At 32.4% G+C, this 20,075-nt stretch carries 18 protein-coding genes; 15 read left to right on the forward strand and 3 right to left on the reverse strand.

Annotation, left to right across the window (positions count from 1 at the left end; translation table 11 throughout):
* Window positions 1-154: 154 nt before the first annotated feature.
* Window positions 155-1,138, reverse strand: coding sequence for a putative sulfate exporter family transporter (locus tag IMX26_RS12635; RefSeq protein WP_195158747.1), 984 nt, complete (start codon window positions 1,136-1,138; stop codon window positions 155-157).
* Between the two features lie 235 nt (window positions 1,139-1,373).
* Here IMX26_RS12635 and IMX26_RS12640 point away from each other — a divergent pair, with 235 nt between their 5' ends.
* From IMX26_RS12640 to IMX26_RS12675, 8 genes are all read left to right on the forward strand, one after another.
* On the forward strand, window positions 1,374-2,021 hold the full coding sequence (locus tag IMX26_RS12640) for a helix-hairpin-helix domain-containing protein (RefSeq protein ID WP_195158748.1): 648 nt from the start codon (window positions 1,374-1,376) through the stop codon (window positions 2,019-2,021).
* A 284-nt stretch (window positions 2,022-2,305) separates the two neighbouring features.
* Window positions 2,306-3,430 (forward strand): YibE/F family protein, encoded by a 1,125-nt coding sequence (locus IMX26_RS12645; RefSeq protein WP_195158749.1) that lies wholly within the window; start codon window positions 2,306-2,308, stop codon window positions 3,428-3,430.
* A gap of 336 nt (window positions 3,431-3,766) precedes the next feature.
* Window positions 3,767-4,891 (forward strand): YibE/F family protein, encoded by a 1,125-nt coding sequence (locus IMX26_RS12650; RefSeq protein WP_195158750.1) that lies wholly within the window; start codon window positions 3,767-3,769, stop codon window positions 4,889-4,891.
* Window positions 4,884-7,205 carry a DNA internalization-related competence protein ComEC/Rec2 gene (locus tag IMX26_RS12655; RefSeq protein WP_195158751.1) on the forward strand — a complete coding sequence of 774 codons (2,322 nt, stop codon included), beginning with the start codon at window positions 4,884-4,886 and terminating at the stop codon, window positions 7,203-7,205. Before IMX26_RS12650 ends, IMX26_RS12655 begins: the two co-directional genes overlap by 8 nt.
* Window positions 7,206-7,214: 9 nt before the next feature.
* Window positions 7,215-8,216 (forward strand): DNA polymerase III subunit delta, encoded by a 1,002-nt coding sequence (gene holA / locus IMX26_RS12660; protein ID WP_195158752.1) that lies wholly within the window; start codon window positions 7,215-7,217, stop codon window positions 8,214-8,216.
* An 883-nt stretch (window positions 8,217-9,099) separates the two neighbouring features.
* On the forward strand, window positions 9,100-9,810 hold the full coding sequence (locus IMX26_RS12665) for a helix-turn-helix domain-containing protein (RefSeq protein ID WP_195158753.1): 711 nt from the start codon (window positions 9,100-9,102) through the stop codon (window positions 9,808-9,810).
* Entirely contained in the window at window positions 9,749-10,258 is a 510-nt protein-coding gene (locus IMX26_RS12670; RefSeq protein WP_195158754.1) for an IS3 family transposase, read from the forward strand. The genes IMX26_RS12665 and IMX26_RS12670 overlap by 62 nt, the downstream gene beginning before the upstream one ends.
* A gap of 8 nt (window positions 10,259-10,266) precedes the next feature.
* Window positions 10,267-10,674, forward strand: coding sequence for an IS3 family transposase (locus IMX26_RS12675; protein WP_195158755.1), 408 nt, complete (start codon window positions 10,267-10,269; stop codon window positions 10,672-10,674).
* A gap of 423 nt (window positions 10,675-11,097) precedes the next feature.
* On the opposite strand, the gene rpsT is transcribed toward IMX26_RS12675, so the two are convergent.
* Window positions 11,098-11,355: a 30S ribosomal protein S20 gene (rpsT, locus tag IMX26_RS12680; protein WP_195158756.1), complete on the reverse strand. Its 258-nt coding sequence runs from the start codon at window positions 11,353-11,355 to the stop codon at window positions 11,098-11,100.
* A gap of 167 nt (window positions 11,356-11,522) precedes the next feature.
* On the opposite strand from rpsT, the gene gpr reads away from it, so the two are divergent.
* The 7 genes from gpr (at window position 11,523) to IMX26_RS12715 (ending at window position 18,360) form a co-directional block, all read left to right on the forward strand.
* Window positions 11,523-12,449: a GPR endopeptidase gene (gene gpr / locus IMX26_RS12685; RefSeq protein ID WP_195158757.1), complete on the forward strand. Its 927-nt coding sequence runs from the start codon at window positions 11,523-11,525 to the stop codon at window positions 12,447-12,449.
* A 51-nt stretch (window positions 12,450-12,500) separates the two neighbouring features.
* The gene (locus IMX26_RS12690; protein WP_195158758.1) at window positions 12,501-13,622 is read left to right on the forward strand and encodes a stage II sporulation protein P; all 1,122 of its coding nucleotides are present in this window, start codon (window positions 12,501-12,503) and stop codon (window positions 13,620-13,622) included.
* Window positions 13,623-13,792: 170 nt separating this feature from the next.
* Window positions 13,793-15,601: a translation elongation factor 4 gene (gene lepA / locus IMX26_RS12695; RefSeq protein ID WP_195158759.1), complete on the forward strand. Its 1,809-nt coding sequence runs from the start codon at window positions 13,793-13,795 to the stop codon at window positions 15,599-15,601.
* Window positions 15,598-16,740, forward strand: coding sequence for a radical SAM family heme chaperone HemW (gene hemW, locus IMX26_RS12700; RefSeq protein ID WP_195158760.1), 1,143 nt, complete (start codon window positions 15,598-15,600; stop codon window positions 16,738-16,740). The genes lepA and hemW overlap by 4 nt, the downstream gene beginning before the upstream one ends.
* A 160-nt stretch (window positions 16,741-16,900) precedes the next feature.
* Entirely contained in the window at window positions 16,901-17,440 is a 540-nt protein-coding gene (locus IMX26_RS12705) for a phosphatase PAP2 family protein (RefSeq protein ID WP_195158761.1), read from the forward strand.
* 61 nt (window positions 17,441-17,501) lie between these two features.
* Window positions 17,502-17,912, forward strand: a complete 411-nt coding sequence (locus IMX26_RS12710) for a VOC family protein (RefSeq protein ID WP_195158762.1) — start codon at window positions 17,502-17,504, stop codon at window positions 17,910-17,912.
* On the forward strand, window positions 17,902-18,360 hold the full coding sequence (locus tag IMX26_RS12715; RefSeq protein ID WP_195158763.1) for a GNAT family N-acetyltransferase: 459 nt from the start codon (window positions 17,902-17,904) through the stop codon (window positions 18,358-18,360). Before IMX26_RS12710 ends, IMX26_RS12715 begins: the two co-directional genes overlap by 11 nt.
* Before the next feature lie 40 nt (window positions 18,361-18,400).
* Here the strand turns inward: IMX26_RS12715 and IMX26_RS12720 are convergent, their stop codons facing one another.
* The gene (locus tag IMX26_RS12720) at window positions 18,401-20,014 is read right to left on the reverse strand and encodes a gamma-glutamyltransferase family protein (protein WP_195158764.1); all 1,614 of its coding nucleotides are present in this window, start codon (window positions 20,012-20,014) and stop codon (window positions 18,401-18,403) included.
* Between the last annotated feature and the right edge of the window lie 61 nt (window positions 20,015-20,075).

The following is a 20,075-nucleotide window of genomic DNA, read 5'->3' on the forward strand; positions in this document are numbered from 1 at the left end:
ATTTGAATAATTTTATATATTATCCTTATTGATTATATTAAAATAATATTTCAGATTTACTTTATTAGTTTAAAAGAGACGTCACTTTGACGTCTCTTTTGTATCAAATAAGAAAATGATATATTAAGTCAAATAGTAGTTAATACATATTTATCTAAAAAGAAAAGAAACAAAATAACCCAGCCACAACACTTATTGCAACAAAAATAACTACAGCAGAGATACCAGCTTTGGCTCCAAAGGATTTAATATTACTAAAATTAACACCCAAGCCCATTGCTATCATCGACCATAAAATAAGCTCTTTACTTATTATTTTTAAGATATTTTTAGTAGCTAATCCATAAATATTAAAGTTTAATAATCCTACTGAAGAAACAACTGCAACCAAAATAAACAATATAATATAGGTAGGAATTTTAGCGTGGCTTTTATTAGCACTACCTTTATTAAAATGTGCACTAAGAAAAACAGATACGGGTGCTATTAATACTACTCTAGCCATTTTTACATAGGTAGCCATTTCTAGAGCAACATTATTCCTAGCACCAGCGGCAGCCAAAGCATGAGCTACCCCCTGTAAAGAGCTACCAGTCCAAAAGCCATATTGGGTATCACTAAAGTTTATAACATTGCCTAATAACGGAAAAATTAATACCCCAACAGCACCTAATAAACTAATAATGGCAACAGATAGAGCGGTATCATCTTCTTTGGCCTTTATAACAGGAGCAACAGCTACAATTGCCGATGTGCCGCATATTGCTGATCCTACACCAAGTAGAGTAGCTAGTTTAAAACTTAGCCCTAAAAATCTACCAATAACAGGGGCCACAAACACCCCTAAAAACACAACTGTAAAAGCTAAAACAATGATTTTAGGTCCTGCCTGATATAAAGCCACAAAATTAAGCTCTACCCCTAATAAGATTATGCCTAATTTTAAAAGCTTTTTAACTGTGTATTTAGTACCAATTTGTAAGTGTTTATGCAAGCCAACTGTATTGTTATATAAAATTCCTAAAATAATACCTATTGTTAAGCTATTTATAGGTAAATAATTAGCGAGGGTTTTTGAGATATATGCTAAAGTTGCACAAAAAAGGATTCCGGGTAATGCTTTACAAAATTTTTTCATAGTACCACCTACCATTTTCTAAGATGTATATCTATTAGCTTACCCAAAATTAGTATAGTAATCAATATATCTTTAACTAGATTTTTAATTGATTTTTGCTGTAGTAGTAATCATTATTGCCATATGGTTATAAAAATCAAAATAAACTATTTATAAAATAGGATTGAGTCTAGCAGGAAATGATTGTCATGTGTTTAATAACTAAGTTACCTAAAACAGCATAGGGGGTAAATGAATGGAAGAAGAGATTTTTTATAGCCCAAAAGAGATATTAACAAGAATACTTGTAGCATTATTTACTCTAAGCCTAATACTTAATGTTTTTATGGTTATTAAGCTAAGTAAGTATAAAAATATTTTGCATGTTACTGAAACATTATTGCAAACAGAACAGTCTAGATTACAGAAATATATAGCTGGTGAGCAAACTAGTAAACAGGAAGAAAAAACAATAATACATATTACTGGGGCAGTAAAAAAACCAGGGGTGTACGAGTTTACAGAGCAAGTTCGTCTTTTTGAGGTAATAGAAAAGGCTGGAGGCGCACTAGATACTGCTGATTTAGGTGTATTAAATTTAGCCCAAAATGTTTGTGATGAGACTAAAATTTATGTACCCAAAAAGGGAGAAATAGCAAAGGACATAACTATAAATAACACTAATAGCTCTAGCCCAAATAATGTAAACTCTAAAATAAATATTAATACAGCTACTGCTGATCAGTTAACAAATTTGGTTGGTATTGGTGATAGCAAAGCTAAGGATATAATAGCGTATAGGAAAACAAATGGAGCGTTTAAAAAAACTGAAGATATTATGCTTGTTAAAGGCATAGGTGAATCAACATATGATAAAATAAAATCAGTAATTATAGTTAAATAACTAAATATAGGGTACCAAGATGAAGTTTTATTAGGTGAGGTATTGTGATAATAAAATGTAAATAAGCATTAATTAATATAGCTATATTATTGAGAAGTTAGTTTAAGTGTATAATGGAATAGACTCATTTACCATTTAAAAACTATAAAGTTACTAAAGGATTTATTATTAGTGATATTGAATTTTGTAACTATAAGCTAGTTTTAAAAATGAGTATTTTAAAACTAATGAAAATAGTAATAGTTTATTAAGTAATTATTGAAAACTAGGAGAAAATATTTAGAATGATAAAAAGGTTTAATAAAATAATTGTATTAACAACTGTTTTTATTTTGGCATTTACCTTGTTTGCAAATATTGCAAATGCTGAGGAAGATATGTGGGAGAATTATGAGGAGAACAGAGCTAGGGCCGTAGTTCTCAGTGTAAAAAATATAGAGGTGCAACCTTCTGATTTTATTAAAGGCAAACAAGAGGCAATTGTTAAAATAACTCATGGCAAATATAAAGGTCAGCAGTTAACAATAGAAAACACTTTTTCAGGAAACCCTGCTTTTGATCTTCACCTTAAAAAAGGTGATAAAATTATCTTACTACTTGAGTTCGAAGGCGATAAAATATCGGTTGCTTATTTAGAGGATTATCACCGATTAACCATGGTTTATATTTTAGTTGCCCTATTTGCTTTTCTAGTAATTTTAATAGGGGGCTGGAAAGGTGTTCGTTCATTATTAACACTTATTCTTACGGTATGTTTAGTGTGGTTTATATTAGTACCATTCACTTTAAAAGGTGTTAACCCTGTTTTTGTGAGTGTAATTGTAGCTATTATAGCAGTTATCTGTACATTTTTTATAGTTGGAGGCATAAATAAGAAAAGCATTACAGCTATTTTGGGTACAGCTGGTGGTATTATTTTAAGTGGTCTGTTGGCTATGTTCTTTAGCCAAGCAGCAAGACTAACTGGCTTAAGTATGGATGAGTCTCAAATGTTAACCTATGCTCCCCAGCAAATAGCTTATAACTTTAGGGGTTTATTGCTCTCAGGAATAATTATAGGTGCACTGGGTGCTGTTATGGATATTGGTATGTCTATTGCATCATCTATGCATGAAATTAAACAACAGGCTCCTCACTTAGAAACTCGACAGCTATTTAGGGCAGGTTTAAATGTTGGTAAAGATGTAATGGGTACTATGGTTAATACCCTAATATTAGCTTATGCAGGTACTTCTTTACCTTTATTAATGTTATTTAGAGCGTACAAAATGCCATTAGTACGAGTATTGAATATGGATTTGGTTGTTAGTGAAATAGTTAGGTCACTTGCTGGTAGTATTGGTTTAATTTGTTGTATACCTTTAACAGCGTTAATAGCAGCTGTCATATACACTAGAAGTAATGATTAACACAAGTAACAAAACAACTAAAAAACAAATTAACCACAGATTGAGTGATTTAATAATCAATCTGTGGTTTTATTACTTTGTTTGCTTCCATTAATTATAACAAGACAGCTATCTTCTTAAATAAGCTATGATAACAGTAAGTTACTTATCTTTGTTATAGATTATATACACGCAGTTATACAATAAGAACTGAGAATTTGCAAAAAATTTATGATTTAAGGTACTAAGTTTTAATTTAAATCTAATTTTCATATCTAGCTCAATGAGTATTTTAGTACTTATATAAATAGTATTGGTTTATATAAAAATTATTAAAACTAGGAGGAAATATTTAAAATGATAAAAAGGTTTAATAAAATAATTGTATTAACAACTGTTTTTATTTTGGCATTTACCCTGTTTACAAATATTGCAAATGCTGAGGAAGACATGTGGGAGAATTATGAAGAGAACAGAGCTAGAGCTGTAGTTCTCAGTGTAAAAAATATAGAGGTGCAACCTACTTTTGATATTAAGGGTATACAAGAGGTTCTTGTTAAAATAACACACGGAAAATATAAAGGTCAGCAGTATACAATAGAAAATACTTTTTCGGGAAACCCTGCTATTGATATTACCCTTAAAAAAGGTGATAAAATTATCTTACTACTTGAGTTCGATGGTGATAAAATATCGGTTGCTTATTTAGATGATTATCACCGATTAACCATGGTTTATATTTTGGTTGCCCTATTTGCTTTTCTAGTAATTTTAATAGGGGGCTGGAAAGGCGTTCGTTCATTATTAACACTTATTCTTACGGTATGTTTAGTATGGTTTGTATTTGTACCGTTTACTTTAAAAGGTGTTAACCCTGTTTTTGTGAGTGTAATTGTAGCTATTGTAGCGGTGATCTGTACATTCTTTATTGTGGGAGGCATAAATAAGAAAAGCATTACAGCTATTTTGGGTACAGCTGGTGGTATTATTTTAAGCGGTCTGTTGGCTATGTTCTTTAGCCAAGCAGCAAAACTAACTGGCTTAAGTATGGATGAGGCTCAAATGTTAACCTATGCTCCCCAGCAAATAGCCTATAACTTTAGGGGTTTATTGCTCTCTGGAATAATTATAGGTGCACTGGGTGCTGTTATGGATATTGGTATGTCTATTGCATCATCTATGCATGAAATTAAACAACAGGCTCCTCACTTAGAAACTCGAGAGCTATATAGAGCAGGTTTAAATGTTGGTAAAGATGTAATGGGTACTATGGTTAATACCTTAATATTAGCTTATGCAGGTACTTCTTTACCTTTATTAATGTTATTTAGAGCTGACAAAATGCCACTGTTACGAGTATTGAATATGGATTTGGTTGTTAGTGAAATAGTTAGGTCACTAGCTGGTAGCATTGGTTTAATTTGTTGTATACCTTTAACAGCATTAATAGCAGCTGTCATATACACTAGAAGTAATGATTAACACAAGTAACAATACAATTAAAAAGCAAATTAACCATAGATTGAGTGATTTACTTTATAGTAATCAGTCTGTGGTTTTATTGCTTTGTTTGTTTCCATTAATCTTAACAAGCCAGCTATCTTCTAAAATAAGCTTTATGATAACAGCAAGTATCTTGCTTTTACTTGCCTTTGTTGTAGATAAAATTCTTAATGATAAACTATTTAAGATAAAGAGATTAGTGTTGTTAGCAATGTTTATTTCAGCAGTAACCTTTGTACTATGCCCTAGCATAATTCCTTTTAACAATAAAACTAATATTTTTAGTGGAACAGTTTACAATGTAAAAGGTAAAAATATTGATGTAAAAATTAAAACCTATAATAAAAAGTCCTTATTTCCTGCTGCTAGAGTAAGAATTTATTCAGACAATAAACTTAGTATTGCAGATAAAATAATATTTAAAGCTAATTTAGAAGAGCCTAATATAGCAACTAACCCCGGTCAATTTAACTATAAAACTTATCTAAATAACAAGGGTATCAATTACATATGTTACAAACCAAAAATTATTAGTGTCTCTAGTACTTTTTCAATTAAAAAAGTGCTAGTTAATTATAGAAAAAAACTGTTACAGCCAGCAAAAGATAAATTATCTCAACCTATTTTTAACTTGTACAGCGCCATGATTTTAGGAGAAAAAGCAGGCATAGATAAAGAAGTGTATAGCTATTTTCAAGGAGCTGGGTTATCCCATATTCTTGTTATTTCTGGATTGCATTTAAGTCTACTAACAATGTCTTTACTTTATCTCTTAAACAAGCTCAAAGTAAAACAAAAATTTACTATAATTATTACTCTTTTTTTTATATGGTGTTACGCTTTAATTACAGGCTTTTCTGTTTCAATAATAAGAGCTACTTTAATGTTAACAATTTTTTTACTTTCTAAAAGCCTTTATCAAGTACATAAACCCATAAATACATTATGTTTTGTAGCAGTTGTAATGATAATAGCTAGCCCCCTAATAATAACCAATTTAAGTTTTCAACTCTCATTTAGCGCTACAGCTGGAATACTAATAATAATGCCAATTATCAATAAGTTTTTTGGCTGTCATAAACTTGTTGGCCTAGTTGGTTCAGTAATTGCTGTTCAGCTAATTAGCTTACCAGTAATTGCAAATAGCTTTTATATGTTTGCTTTATATGCTATACCTGCAAACTTAATATTATCTCCACTTGTCACAATAATTTTGGTTTTAGGGGTTCTCTCTCTTGTGCCTTATATTGGAGTTGTCATGCTTTATCCACTATCTTTTATGCTTAAGATAAGCCTTGTAATTGCAAAGTTTTTTAGTCAGTTACCAATGGCTCAAATATCTCTTAAAAAATGGTCTTTAGCCTTTACAATCTTTTATATTATAGCCTTATTTACAATTTTAGCACTGATAAAATTACATAAAAATAAAGCAGTTATAGCGGTTATGTTAACAATAATTATATGTTCTGTCTTTACCTCAATAATGAGTAATAAGGGGCTGGAGATAACCTTTTTAGATGTAGAACAAGGAGATAGTGCTGTTTTAACATGGGCAGATAATTATGTTATGGTTATAGATGGTGGTCAAAATAATGAGTTTAAAAACTATGGAGAGTCAGTCTTAGTGCCCTATTTGCGTCAATCAGGAATAAACAAAATTAATGCCCTGGTAGTAAGCCATAGTGATAATGATCATATTGGTGGATTATTAACAGTTGCGGAGCAATTTAAAATAGATACCCTATATATATCTCCTCAAGCCTATTATAAAGGTAATGAATTTACTGAAAAAATAGTAGAGATTTGTTTAAAAAATGGTACAATAATTGAACATTTAGCTGAAAATGATATGATAAAGATAGCTGCGAATAGTTATATAGAGGTTTATAGTCCTATAGATAGCATAACAGAGGATAACAACAATACCTCCATAGTTTTAAGAGTTGTTTATGGCAAAACCTCGGTTTTATTTACGGGCGATATAGAAAAAGAAACAGAATTACGTTTAACAACAAAGTATAAAAGTTTATTACAATCACAAATTTTAAAAGTTCCTCACCACGGTAGTAAATCTAGTTCTACACCAGAGTTTTTAGAACAAGTAGAGCCAGAAATCGCAGTATGCTCTTTGGGTAGAAATAACAGATTTGGACACCCCCATAAAAGTATTGTAGAAAGGTATAGTAAAAGACAAATAGATTTTTGGAGAACAGATAAAAACGGTGCTGTTACTATTAATAGTAACGGCTATAATATAAAAATTAAAAGTTATTTAGGTAATAAAAATAAGTAGGTGAAGAGTATGGCTAATATGACTGCAATAGCTGCCCTTAAAAGATTAAATAAAGAAAACCCTAATGTTATACTAGTTTTTGGTGAAGAGTCAATGCTCATAAAGGAGATTGTAAGTAAATACTTAAAGGTAAATAAGATACTTAATAATAATGATATAAACTTTACTAAAACCACCAGCGATGCAATTGAAGACAGCCTAAAAAATATTATAAATATGCCCCCTATGTTTGCAGAGAGCAGAGTTATCGTTATTGATGATTTTGAAAAGGTATGGAGTAATAGCTCTTTAAGAGAGAGCTTTAATGATAGCATTAAAAAACTTCCTAACACAACAAAGCTGTTATTAATAGATAATGAAAAACCAAATAAAAGAATAAAAGTTTATAAAACAATTGCAAAGCTAGGACTAATTATTGAGTGTAATGAAATGAACACTGCAGAGCTCATTCAGTGGATAAATAGAGAATTTAAAAGAAATAAAACAGCAATAAATAAACAAGCTATTGAGTACTTAATTTCTCAAGTGGGTACCTCCATGCATAATTTAATTAGTGAAATCCATAAACTAATTGCATATTGTGCTAGTGATAAAACTGTAACAATAGCAAATATAGACACGGTGGTAATTCCCTCTGTTGAAGCAGGTATTTTTGCTTGTGTAGATGCCCTAGGTCAAAGAAATATTAAAACTGCTTATCTACAGCTTAAAGTACTTATTGAAAATGGTGAGCCACCACTTAGAATATTGGCAATGTTTATAAGACAAATAAGACTAATATTAAGAACAAAGCTCTTACAAGAACAAGAATTCTCTACTTTTTATATTATGAAGGAGCTAAGCATACCTGAGTTCGTCGTAAAAAAAATCTACAAACAAACAAGCAAATTTACAGTTAATGAATTAAAAACCTTATTACTTTCATTAAATGAAACAGAATACAAAATAAAAACAGGTAAGTTAGAAGCGAAGTTAGGTCTTAAAACGTGGTTGCTTAATACAGCAAATTAAGAATTACGAAGTAGCTCTGCGTTGTACGAAAATTTACAACTTCAGCATACTAGCTCGTATAGCTTACCTAACGGTGAGGTCTGGCCTCAACATGACTGCCACAACAAAGCTTTTTAGTTGAAATATGATTGAAAGCACAAACTAAATTACTTAATATAGGCCTGACCCCAAACACGTAATTTGCATGTGTTGAATTTAAGAATATGTTAGTTAGAGTTATAGTAAAAGACACGCTTACTAAAAAACATATAGCATACCTCACGGTGGGGTCTGACCTCTGTTGTAATAAAATCTAAAGCTTAACTTAACGGTTACTAAAAATCATAAAAGTACGCAAAGCAGTAAAGAGCTCAATTACAAAGGGTTCCGTGGAACTAACAAACTACCAGTTAGGTACTACGTGGCTTACAGAATTATGCCCAGCTCAAGGAATAGAAGAAATTTTTAACAAAGACAATACAAGTGATATGTCTTTGAGAAAATTTTCTTTGTAACGATAGTAAAACATTATACCAAAAGAAACAAATCATATATACAGCAGATGGAGTATGGAAGTATCCGTGGAACTAACAAATTACCAGTTAGGTACTACGTGGCTTACAGAATTGTTTTATATCAAGGCGTTAGCAAAAATTTACTACATAGATAATACGTATGGTATATCTATGAGGAAATTTATTGCGTACAACGCAGAGATAAAGCAATTGTGGAAGCGTTCGTGGAACTAACCAACTACCAGTTAGGCACTACGTGGCTTACAGAATTATGCCCAGCTCATGGAATAGAAGAAATTTTTAACAAAGACAATACGAGTTGAACTGATCCTCCCAAAGTAGACACGTAATTAATTAAAATTACAAGACTACAATGGGAGGTTTATAAAATGACAAGAAAATATAAATATAGTAAAGAAGAAAAAATAGCAGCATGTAAAAAATACATTGAAGGAAACATGGGATACAGAGGGGTAGCCAAGGAGTATGGTTGTAACCATATGATGCTAAGACAGTGGTGTTTGACGTATAAGATTCATGGAGAAAAAGCATTCGATCCTAAAGAAAAGAATAGACAGTATACAAAAGGATTCAAAGAATCAGTAATTAAAGAATATCAAACAGGAGAATATGGGCTGCAGGATTTAAGTGCAAAATACGATATAACATCTACAACTATTTCTAAGTGGATCAGTAAGTATTATAATGGTATAGATTTAAGAAATTATAAGACTAAAGGAGAAATCTGTACCATGAAATCTCATAAAACAACCTTTGATGAACGGTTAGAAATAGTTAAGTGGGTTATTGAGAATGGAATGAACTATAAAGAGGCTACAAAGAAGTTTAATAATGCCTACCATAATATATACAATTGGACTCAGTCTTATTTAAAAAATGGTGCAGATGGACTTAGACATCAGAAGCGTGGTCCAAAAAAATTAGAAGACATAGATTTATCTAAACTAAGTGAGGTAGAGAGATTAAAGCTTGAGCTTAAAATGGAGAGAGAGCTTAGAAAAAGACGAGAATTTGAGATTGAAGTACTCAAAAAAAAGAGGAGTTTCAAAAAAATATACTCTCTCAAAAGTAAGAAATGAATCTAGTTACAAAACAGTAAAATATTACAGTGAAAAGGGTTATAAAGTAAGCATAATCTGTAATGTCTTAGGAATCTCACGAAGTGCATATTACAAACATAGGAATAGAGAAAAATCTATAAAAGAAAAGAACGATGAATTAGTATGTACTTTAATAAAAGAGTACCATTCAACCTTTGACGGTATTCTGGGCTATAGAAGAATGACCATGTTTATAAATAGGCTTAACCATAAGTCTTATTCAAAGGGATATATTCATCGCTTAATGAAATTTCTAGGCATCAAAGCTAGAATTAGGTTGAAGAAAGTAAGTCGCAAAATAGTTGAACCCAATTACACTAAGGATAATGTGTTAGCTAGGAATTTTAAAGCAGAAAAACCAAATGAAAAATGGCTCACTGATGTAACAGAGTTTAGTATTCCTAATGACAGTCGTAAACTCTTTTGAGTCCTATAATGGATCTATATGATAATAGCATTATTGAATATAAGTTATCCTTTAGGAATAATAACCAACTAGTGTTTAGCATGTTTGATAATGCGATAAAAAAATATCCTAATGCTAAACCAATATTTCATAGCGATAGAGGTTTTCAATACACTACAAGTCTTTTTAAGAAAAGAATTAAGGATTCTGAGATGATTCAAAGTATGTCACGTGTTGGTAAGTGTATTGACAATGGTCCAATGGAATGCTTCTTTGGCATACTTAAAACAGAGATGTTCTATGGTAAAAAGTTTAATTCATTAGAAGAGTTAAAATCTAAGATTATTAGCTATATTAAGTTTTACAATGAGAAAAGGTTTCAAAAAAAGCTAAGGTGCTTAGCTCCTTTAGAGTTTAGAAGACAAGCACCTATTTGATTTTATTTATTGTCTACTTTCAATGGGTCAGTTCAAGTGGTATGTCTTTGAGAAAATTTTCTTTGTAACGATAGTAAAACATCATACCAAAAGAAACAAATCATATATACAGCAGATGGAGTATGGAAGTATCCGTGGAACTAACAAATTACCAGTTAGGTACTACGTGGCTTACAGAATTGTTTTATATCAAGGCGTTAGCAAAAATTTACTACATAGATAATACGTATGGTATATCTATGAGGAAATTTATTGCGCACAACGCAGAGATAAAGCAATTGTGGAAGCGTCCGTGGAAAAAAGCAATAAATAAAAAAACGACCCACACCCGGTCGTTTATTTTATAGATAATTTTTAATATTACTGTTATGTGCACATATCAGTTGTATTAATTTTTAATACGTAATTGTATTATTTAACGTATTACTGGTTGTTAAACTTTTTCATTAAGCGAGATTTTTGTCTTGCTGCTTTATTTTTATGAATAACGCCTTTTGTAACTGCTTTATCAACTGTTTTAAGAGCAACTCTTAATTTATCTTGAGCAGCTGTTTTGTCTGTTGGTAGTAAATCTTCAAAACGACGTACAGCAGTCTTAACTTGAGACTTAACTGTTCTATTGCGAATTGTGCGTTTTAAATCTTGACGTACTCTTTTTTCAGTAGATTTATTGTTAGGCATTTCCTTCACCTCCACCTTAGTTTAAATTTATAATTAGGGGCAAATCTCGGATATTGCAAAATCCCAATTATTTTATCACGTACTAACTACTATTGCAACCTTGCAAGCATAAATGAGTTTAAATTTTATTAGTTTGTCAACAATATTTACTAAGGAGGAGGTATTTTATGAATAGTATTAACATTAGTGATTTGTTGCAGCGTTGTGATTTAGCTTTAGAGGCCCAAGAAATGGTAACTAAAGGGGTACGGGGTAATATAAAAGGTGTTCAAACAGAAACCATAAAAACTGAACATGCTATTATTCACAGAACCACAGTTTTAAACGAACAAGGTGCCAGAGCTATAGGTAAACAGCCGGGCCGATACATAACCCTAGAAGTGCCTAAAATACGTATGCAGGATTTTGAGGCTAATGACAAAATTAGTTATGTTTTTGCCAAAGAACTTAGGGGTTTGTATAACCTTAATCCTAACACTGTTGCCTTAGTAGTAGGTTTAGGTAACTGGAATGTTACTCCCGATGCACTAGGACCAAAGGTTGTCAGTGAATTATTTGTAACAAGGCATTTATATACCTACATGCCCGAGGTGCTCGAAAAAACAGCGCATAATGTAGCAGCCATAGCTCCAGGTGTTTTAGGCATAACTGGTGTTGAGACTGGAGATATCATTAAGGGTGTAGTAGATCAAGTTAAGCCAGATGTTATATTCTGTGTAGATGCATTAGCAGCCAATAATATCGATCGCCTAAGCACTGTAATCCAAATTGCCGACACAGGCATTCACCCAGGCTCGGGGGTTGGAAATAAGCGTAAATCAATTAGTAAAGAATCAATGGGTGTTCCTGTTATAGCTATTGGAGTGCCAACAGTTGTGCATGCCATAACCTTAATTAGTAATGCCGTTAATTTAATAGCAAATCAACGACGTATGGATCTTGGTCCAGACCATGACAATGTTATTAGGAGAACATTAGATCCATATGTAGGGGCATTAGTAGTAACTCCAAAAGAGGTAGATGTATTAATTGAAGATATTGCAGCTGTAATTTCTAATGGATTTAACAATTATTTTCACGATCATCATGCATAATAATTATATATACGCATAATGTAAAAATGAAACCCATTAAAAAAGATTGGGGTGAGGAGTATTAAAAATAAAAATATCCACAAGCTAATTTTTACTAAACTAGTTATATTAGCTGTTGTTGGTATATTTTTATCTGTATCACTCTTATTTTTAACTGCTTGGGCAATGCAAGGTCCTAGTGAAGTAGGCAACGCAGTTTATAGCGACCATCGCACATCAGTTAAGTTTCGTGTAAGGGAAGTTTTGCTGGGCGATAACCAAGTATGGAATAGTATTATTAATAGTCAAGTAAAAATTAATAATAACAAGTCTAGCAATATTATTGCACTTGGTTATGTTTTAACAGGCATAGATTTATATCGCCCTATAACATTTTTACAAAGTCAATTTCAGTGGTTTAATAGCACTAATGTTATAACAAGCCCCTCTATAGAAGGTGATATTGTGGACAATACAGTATCTGAATCAGCTGGGCCAACTATAAATAAGTCTGGGGTAGAAAATGGTGCTGGTCAAGAAGTAGATGTTTCTAAAACACAAACGATTAATAGCGACAAACCTCTTGTATTTATTTATCATACTCATAATACTGAGGCCTATTTACCCGATAGTGGTGTAAGATACCAAACTAAAGGTAATAATTGCACAGTAGTACAACCCGGTATTCAGTTGGCTAGTATTCTAAAAGACGATTATGATATTCCAGTACTGCACTCTCAAAAAAACCATATTTGGGAGCCGTTTTGGGCCGCTTATTCTCATAGTTTACAAACCCTAGAGGAAACCTTAAATAAACATGATTCTATAAAATATGTTTTAGATATACATAACGATGGGGTAGGTAAAGAGTTAACTACAGTAAAAATAAACGAAAAAAAGTATGCTAGAATTTATTTTGTAGTAGGCTCAGACCGTGTAAGAAATCCAAAGTGGCAAAAAAACTATAAATTCGCGCTAAGATTACAGCACAAATTAGAGCAACGTTATCCGGGGTTATCTAGAGGTATCTTACTACAAGAAACAGCTCGCTATAACCAGCATTTAGTTAATAACTCAATATTGATTGAAATGGGTGGTTATCAAAACTCGCTAGCGGAAGCCCGTAGGAGTACAGATATACTAGCAAAGCTTTTAGCAGAGGTAATTTTAGAAGATTTATCTCAAAAAAGTTAATAAACAATAAATGAATAAAAATACTATCTTTAAAGTTACTTTGAGGATAGTATTTTTTCATGTTAAAAATTCACATTTTGCTCTCAAATACTGTAGATTATTATACTTATAAGGTATTCTATGCTATAATTACTGCTGTTATTAAGATATTAAAGTTGCAGGTGAGATAAATGAATAACATACGAAATTTTTGCATTATTGCTCATATAGATCATGGTAAATCCACATTGGCAGATAGAATTTTAGAGTTAACAGGCGCAGTAGAAACACGGGATATGCAAAACCAGTTACTGGATAGCATGGATCTTGAAAGAGAGCGTGGAATCACTATTAAGCTACAGGCTGTAAATATGCCTTATATTGCTGAAAATGGAAATGAATATGTACTTAATTTAATAGATACACCCGGTCATGTTGACTTTAGCTATGAGGTTTCTCGTAGTTTAGCAGCCTGTGAGGGTGCTTTATTGGTAATAGATGCAGCCCAAGGTATAGAGGCACAAACACTAGCTAATGTTTATTTAGCCCTAGAAAACGACTTAACTATAATCCCGGTTATCAATAAAATTGATTTGCCAGGAGCAGATCCAGAGCGAGTAAAAAAACAACTAGAAGAAGAAATAGGTATAGATGCCTCAGAGGCACTATTAATATCGGCTAAAGTAGGTACTGGTGTAAAAGAAGTTTTAGAGGCAGTTGTTGAAAAAATACCAGCCCCCGAGCAAACATCAGATAAAGAATTAAGAGCATTAATATTTGATTCCCACTATGATTCATATAGAGGCGTTATTGCTTATATTAGAGTAGTAGATGGCGAAGTAAAAGCCTCTCAAAAAATTAAAATGATGGCAACTAATGATATCCAAGAAGTGAGTGAGGTTGGTGTATTTACTCCCAAAATGAAACCAGTAAAGACCCTAAAAGCTGGTGAAGTAGGTTATTTAATAACGGGTGTTAAAGAGATTAAAAACATGAGTGTTGGTGATACTATTACAAATGCTAATAATCCAGCACCTCAGGCATTACCTGGTTATCGAAAAGCTACTCCAATGGTTTATTGTGGGCTTTATCCAACAGAGGGTCCAGACTACGAATTTTTAAAAGATGCACTCGAAAAACTACAGTTAAACGATGCATCTTTAATATACGAGCCAGAGACATCAGTTGCTTTAGGATTTGGTTTTAGATGTGGCTTTTTAGGCCTTTTGCATATGGAAATTATTCAAGAACGTTTAGAGAGGGAGTATCAATTAAGTTTAATTGCCACTGCTCCGGGCGTTGCTTATAAAGTTAATATGGCAAATGGTGATGTAAAAGAAATAGAAAATCCGTCATTAATGCCACCAGTAAAAGAGCGAGCTAGCATAGAAGAGCCTTATGTAAAGGCCACAATTTACTCTCCAGATGACTATATAGGAAATATTATGGAGATAACCAGAAGCCGGAGAGGTATATTTAAAGATATGCAATACGGTAGTGATGGTAAACGAGTAACATTAATTTATGAAATTCCATTAGCTGAAATTTTATATGACTTTTTCGACCAATTAAAATCTAAAACAAGAGGTTATGCTTCTTTTGATTATGAGTTTATAGGTTACCGTGTAAGCGACCTTGTAAAGTTAGATATTTTAGTAAATGCCGAAAATGTTGATGCATTATCAATGATTTGCCATAAAGAAACTGCCTATTATCGTGGTCGAAAGGTAGTTGAAAAACTAAGAAAACTTTTACCAAGAAAACAATTTGCAATACCATTACAGGCAGCAATTGGTCAAAAAATTATTGCTCGTGAAACAATATCTGCTTTACGTAAAGATGTTTTATCTAAGTGTTATGGTGGAGATATATCTCGAAAAAGAAAGCTGCTGGAAAAACAACGTGAGGGTAAAAAGCGTATGAAGCAATTAGGAAGTGTTGAGATACCTCAAGAGGCTTTCTTGGCAGTGTTACAGGTTAAAGAAAACGATAAAAAATGATAAATGGTGGTATTTATATACACGTTCCGTTTTGTTTAAGTAAATGTTATTATTGTAATTTTTACTCAGTGCCAGTAAATGATTTATTAATAGAGGATTATTATAGTAGTTTAGTTAAAGAAATAAATACAGCTGCTAATAAATATCCCTTAGCAGCCCAAACGTTATACTTAGGTGGTGGAACACCATCTATTTTATCAACTCACATATTAGATAAAATAATAAGTTTAGTAACTAAAAAATTTAATTTAACAAAAAATGCAGAAATAACTTTGGAAGTAAATCCCGATACCGTAACTTTGCAAAAGGCTAAGCAATGGCGAAAAATTGGTATCAATAGAGTAAGCATGGGGTTTCAGTCTACCAATAACCGAATACTACAGGCTATTGGTAGAAGACATAATAAAAAACAAGCCATAATGGCCTTAAACTACTTAGAGTTAGCAGGAATAAATAACATAAATATAGATTTAATGTATGGTCTACCATATCAAACTATAAATGACTGGCAAGATACTCTAAATTGTTGTAGAAAATTTAATATAACTCATTTATCTGCATATCCATTGCAAGTAGAGGAGAATACTAAACTAGCAGACAAAATAGATAACAAAGAGTTAGAAGTTGCAGATGAAGACACTGTTGTAGAAATGATGTTTATGGCAAAGCAGTTTTTAGAACAGCAAGGATTTAATCACTATGAAATTGCTAATTATGCTTTACCTAGTTACCAAAGTAAACATAATTTGGGTTATTGGCATTATGAGCCTTATTTAGGTTTTGGCCCAGCTGCTGCCTCTTTTTATAATAATATAAGGTGGAGTAATAGTGCTAGTTTAAAGCAATATGCCCAGCAATTAGTAGCAAGTTGTGTTAATATTGATTTAGATAGTAATAAGCGTGAGGTGCAAATGGCAGAATACTGCTTTTTATCACTGAGGTTACTTAAACAAGGATTAAACAAAGACCAGTTTAAGGATAAGTTTAATACTAATATAGAAGATGTTTATGGTGAAAAGCTGTTAGAGCTTGTAAATAATCAATTATTATTAAATACGGGTAATAAATATTGTTTATCTACTAAAGCCATACCACTTGCAAATCAAGTTTTTATAGAATTTTTACCAGATTGCGAATAATTATCGATTTAAAGTGGTATATAGTAGTGTAAGATGATTAATGTTGTTATTAGGCTAAATAAATTAATATCTTTACATTTCTTAAGGAAATCTTAAAAGAATATTAATACTTTAATTTGCCTTATGTCCTAAAATGAAATTAAGGATGGAGGTGCATAGAATGACAAAATTATATCGATATCTCAAAATTAAAGATGTTGATTTGCTTTATTTTTTTAATCACAGATTACAAAAAGACTTTTTAGATCCAATTATGATGATTATTACCCAGTTAGGCTCATTTGGATTTGCTTTATCGTTACCTTTAATATTAATTTGCTCACGTTCATATCATGTTCATAGTCTAGGACTAAGTTTAGCCATTGGCTTATTCTGTAGCTCACTAATAGTATTTGCCATTAAAATTGCATTTCAAAGACCTCGTCCATGTGCCATGTTTGAGGATATAAGGGCTAGATTAATACCAAAAGATAAAAACTCTTTTCCTTCGGGTCATACATGTGCAGCCCTAACTATTAGTGTAATATTAGCACAGTCATTGCCAAACTCAATATCGTATGCATTTGTTGTTCTAGGAGTACTGGTTGGCATATCAAGAATGTATCTTGGAGTTCATTATCCAAGTGATGTACTATTTGGTGGTTGTATAGCATTAATAACATCTCTTAAGCTAGTTCCACTTTTAATAGTAATTTTTTAATAATTTAAGCAGGAATTATCACCTCCGGCACATAATATTATGTGTGTATGGAGGTGTTTTTATGGTTCTAGACATTTCGTCGCAAATAACTTTTCTCTATTATCAAGACTTAGTAGAGGCGGAGAATTTCTTTAGTGATGTAATGAACTTAAGACTTGCCCAAGATGAAGGTTGGGCTAAAGTTTACCAAATCAATGATACTTCTTTCATAGGCGTTGTTGACGAAAATAAAGGAATAGTTAGAACAAAAGGTGAAAATGCAGTAGTTGTAACACTGTGTGTGGAAAATGTTGATAAGTGGTATAACCACTTGCTTAAAAAAGACGTAAAAATTCTTAAAGAGGTCGCTGAATGTAAAGACTTACAGTTGAAAAATTTTTTTGTTAAAGGGCCAGGAAATTATATGTTTGAATTTTTGCAGTATTTAAGCCCTAATGCAAGAAAGGTATTTCACAAACAAAATGATTGTTAAATTAGGTAACAAGCAAACACAGGACTGTTTATGTATAGCTAAGCAATTACCCAACTATTTTAATAAAAATGGTCTTATAGACATGGAGAGAGATTTAAAAAGTCATCAAGTTTATGCATATAATTACAATAAACAAATAATAGCATTTATATCATTTTATTTTTTATCATATTTAAAAGCAGAAATTAGTTGGATGGCAGTTCATCCAAATTTTCAACAAAAAGGTTATGGAACAGATTTAGTTAAATTTTTAATAGATAGTCTAAAAGAACTTGATGTAGCAGAAATATGTGTTAAAACCTTAGCTCCAACAGTAGCATATAAGCCATATGAAACTACAAGAAAATTTTACGAAAAAAATGGATTTGAGCTTCGTGAAATAATAGACCCCTACGAACCGTGGGGTGAGGGTAATCCTTGTGCAATTTATGTAAAAAACCTGCTCTAGTAAGCAGGTTTGTTTTTTTATATAAAGTTAATAGTATAGTTTACCAAGCAGCTACAGTTCCATCAGTACGTGACTCAGTTCCTCCAACTAAAACACCAGACTCTGGGTCGCGCCAAATTATTTGACCTCTTCCAAAACCTCCAGTGTTAGGTTGAACTTTTATTTTATGGCCTTTACGAATTAAAGCATTTATAATATGTTGAGGGAATCCCATTTCCATGCTTACTTCCATACCTTTGTCCCATCTCCAACGAGGAGCATCTAAAGCCGCTTGTGGATTAAGATTAAAATCTATGGCATTCATTACAACCTGCATGTGCCCTTGGGGCTGCATAAATCCACCCATTACACCAAAAGGACCTACTGGTAAATCACCTTTAGTTAAAAAACCAGGAATAATGGTATGGTAAGTTCTTTTATTAGGTGCCAAATGATTATCATGGTTAGGATCTAAGCTGAAGTTTTTGCCTCTATTTTGTAAAGCAATACCAGTTCCTGGTACAACCAAACCTGATCCAAATCCCATATAATTGCTTTGAATATATGAAATCATATTCCCATCATTATCAGCAGCGCATAGATATACTGTTCCGCCACTCTTAGGCTCACCAGCTTCTGGCTTAAGTGCTGTATCTTTTATTAAAGCTCTACGTTTATTGGCATAAGTCTCAGATAACAATTGATCTGTAGTAAAACGCATGTCTTTATGTTCTGTTATATATTTTTGACCGTCGGCAAAGGCTAGTTTAATAGCCTCAATTTGGTTGTGAAGGGTTTCAACATCGTCTCTTCCGTCCATTTTTAATTCCTTAGCAATGTTTAGAGCCAATAAAGCAACTAACCCTTGTCCATTTGGTGGTATTTCCCAAACTTTATAACCATGGTAATCCACGCCAATAGGGTCTACCCACTCAGGCTTGAAAGATGCTAAATCGTCATAGCTAATAAAAGCATTATATGCTTTAGAAAAGGCAGCAATTTTTTCTGCTAGTTCACCTTGATAAAAGGCCTTTGCATTTGTTTTGCCAATAAGCTCTAGGGTTCGTGCATGATCAGGTGATGACCACATTTCACCAGCTTTAGGAGTTTTGTTATGTGGCGCAAATATTTTAAACCATTCATCGAATTGTGTTCCTTCGGTTTTTTGTTTAAAATTATGATAAGCACGATTCCAATAGTATGAGGCTACTGGAGATACTGGATAACCATTTTTGGCATATTCAATAGCTGGCTGTAATACTTCGCTAAGTGGTAATTTACCAAACTTATTGTTAAGTTCAGCCCAAGCAGCAGGAATACCTGGTACAGTTACTGGTATAAAACCATAAGTTGGCATTTCTTCATAGCCAAGAGCTTTTACAGCTTCTATGGATATGCTTTTAGGGGCTGGCCCACTTGAGTTAAGTCCATGTAACTTGCCTTTGGTCCAAACTAAAGCAAAACCATCTCCTCCAATGCCATTTGAAGTTGGTTCGAGCACAGTTAAACATGCAGCTGTAGCTACAGCGGCGTCAATGGCATTTCCACCTCTCTTTAAAATATCTAGCCCTGCTTGTGCAGCTAGAGGCTGTGAGGTGGCAACCATACCGTTACGAGCAAATACAGCTCTTCTTCGCGCGGGGTAAGGATAGTACAATGAATCATTCTTGAGCATATTCTCATACCTCTTTCTGTAGACTAAAACAGGTTTAGTATAACATATTTTGATTCTCGAA

This window comes from Clostridium sp. 'deep sea' (assembly GCF_014931565.1).
Taxonomy (GTDB): domain Bacteria; phylum Bacillota; class UBA994; order PWPR01; family PWPR01.

What these genes read in the sequence shown, in the direction of transcription:
- IMX26_RS12715 (WP_195158763.1), top strand. Translation starts at nt 17,902, where the DNA reads ATGATTGTTAAATTAGGTAACAAGCAAACACAGGACTGTTTATGTATA.
- holA (WP_195158752.1), top strand. Translation starts at nt 7,215, where the DNA reads ATGGCTAATATGACTGCAATAGCTGCCCTTAAAAGATTAAATAAAGAA.
- IMX26_RS12665 (WP_195158753.1), top strand. Translation starts at nt 9,100, where the DNA reads ATGACAAGAAAATATAAATATAGTAAAGAAGAAAAAATAGCAGCATGT.
- IMX26_RS12675 (WP_195158755.1), top strand. Translation starts at nt 10,267, where the DNA reads ATGGATCTATATGATAATAGCATTATTGAATATAAGTTATCCTTTAGG.
- IMX26_RS12720 (WP_195158764.1), bottom strand. Translation starts at nt 20,014, where the DNA reads ATGCTCAAGAATGATTCATTGTACTATCCTTACCCCGCGCGAAGAAGA.
- IMX26_RS12645 (WP_195158749.1), top strand. Translation starts at nt 2,306, where the DNA reads ATGATAAAAAGGTTTAATAAAATAATTGTATTAACAACTGTTTTTATT.
- IMX26_RS12650 (WP_195158750.1), top strand. Translation starts at nt 3,767, where the DNA reads ATGATAAAAAGGTTTAATAAAATAATTGTATTAACAACTGTTTTTATT.
- rpsT (WP_195158756.1), bottom strand. Translation starts at nt 11,355, where the DNA reads ATGCCTAACAATAAATCTACTGAAAAAAGAGTACGTCAAGATTTAAAA.
- hemW (WP_195158760.1), top strand. Translation starts at nt 15,598, where the DNA reads ATGATAAATGGTGGTATTTATATACACGTTCCGTTTTGTTTAAGTAAA.
- IMX26_RS12635 (WP_195158747.1), bottom strand. Translation starts at nt 1,138, where the DNA reads ATGAAAAAATTTTGTAAAGCATTACCCGGAATCCTTTTTTGTGCAACT.
- gpr (WP_195158757.1), top strand. Translation starts at nt 11,523, where the DNA reads ATGAATAGTATTAACATTAGTGATTTGTTGCAGCGTTGTGATTTAGCT.
- IMX26_RS12710 (WP_195158762.1), top strand. Translation starts at nt 17,502, where the DNA reads ATGGTTCTAGACATTTCGTCGCAAATAACTTTTCTCTATTATCAAGAC.
- IMX26_RS12705 (WP_195158761.1), top strand. Translation starts at nt 16,901, where the DNA reads ATGACAAAATTATATCGATATCTCAAAATTAAAGATGTTGATTTGCTT.
- IMX26_RS12640 (WP_195158748.1), top strand. Translation starts at nt 1,374, where the DNA reads ATGGAAGAAGAGATTTTTTATAGCCCAAAAGAGATATTAACAAGAATA.
- lepA (WP_195158759.1), top strand. Translation starts at nt 13,793, where the DNA reads ATGAATAACATACGAAATTTTTGCATTATTGCTCATATAGATCATGGT.
- IMX26_RS12655 (WP_195158751.1), top strand. Translation starts at nt 4,884, where the DNA reads ATGATTAACACAAGTAACAATACAATTAAAAAGCAAATTAACCATAGA.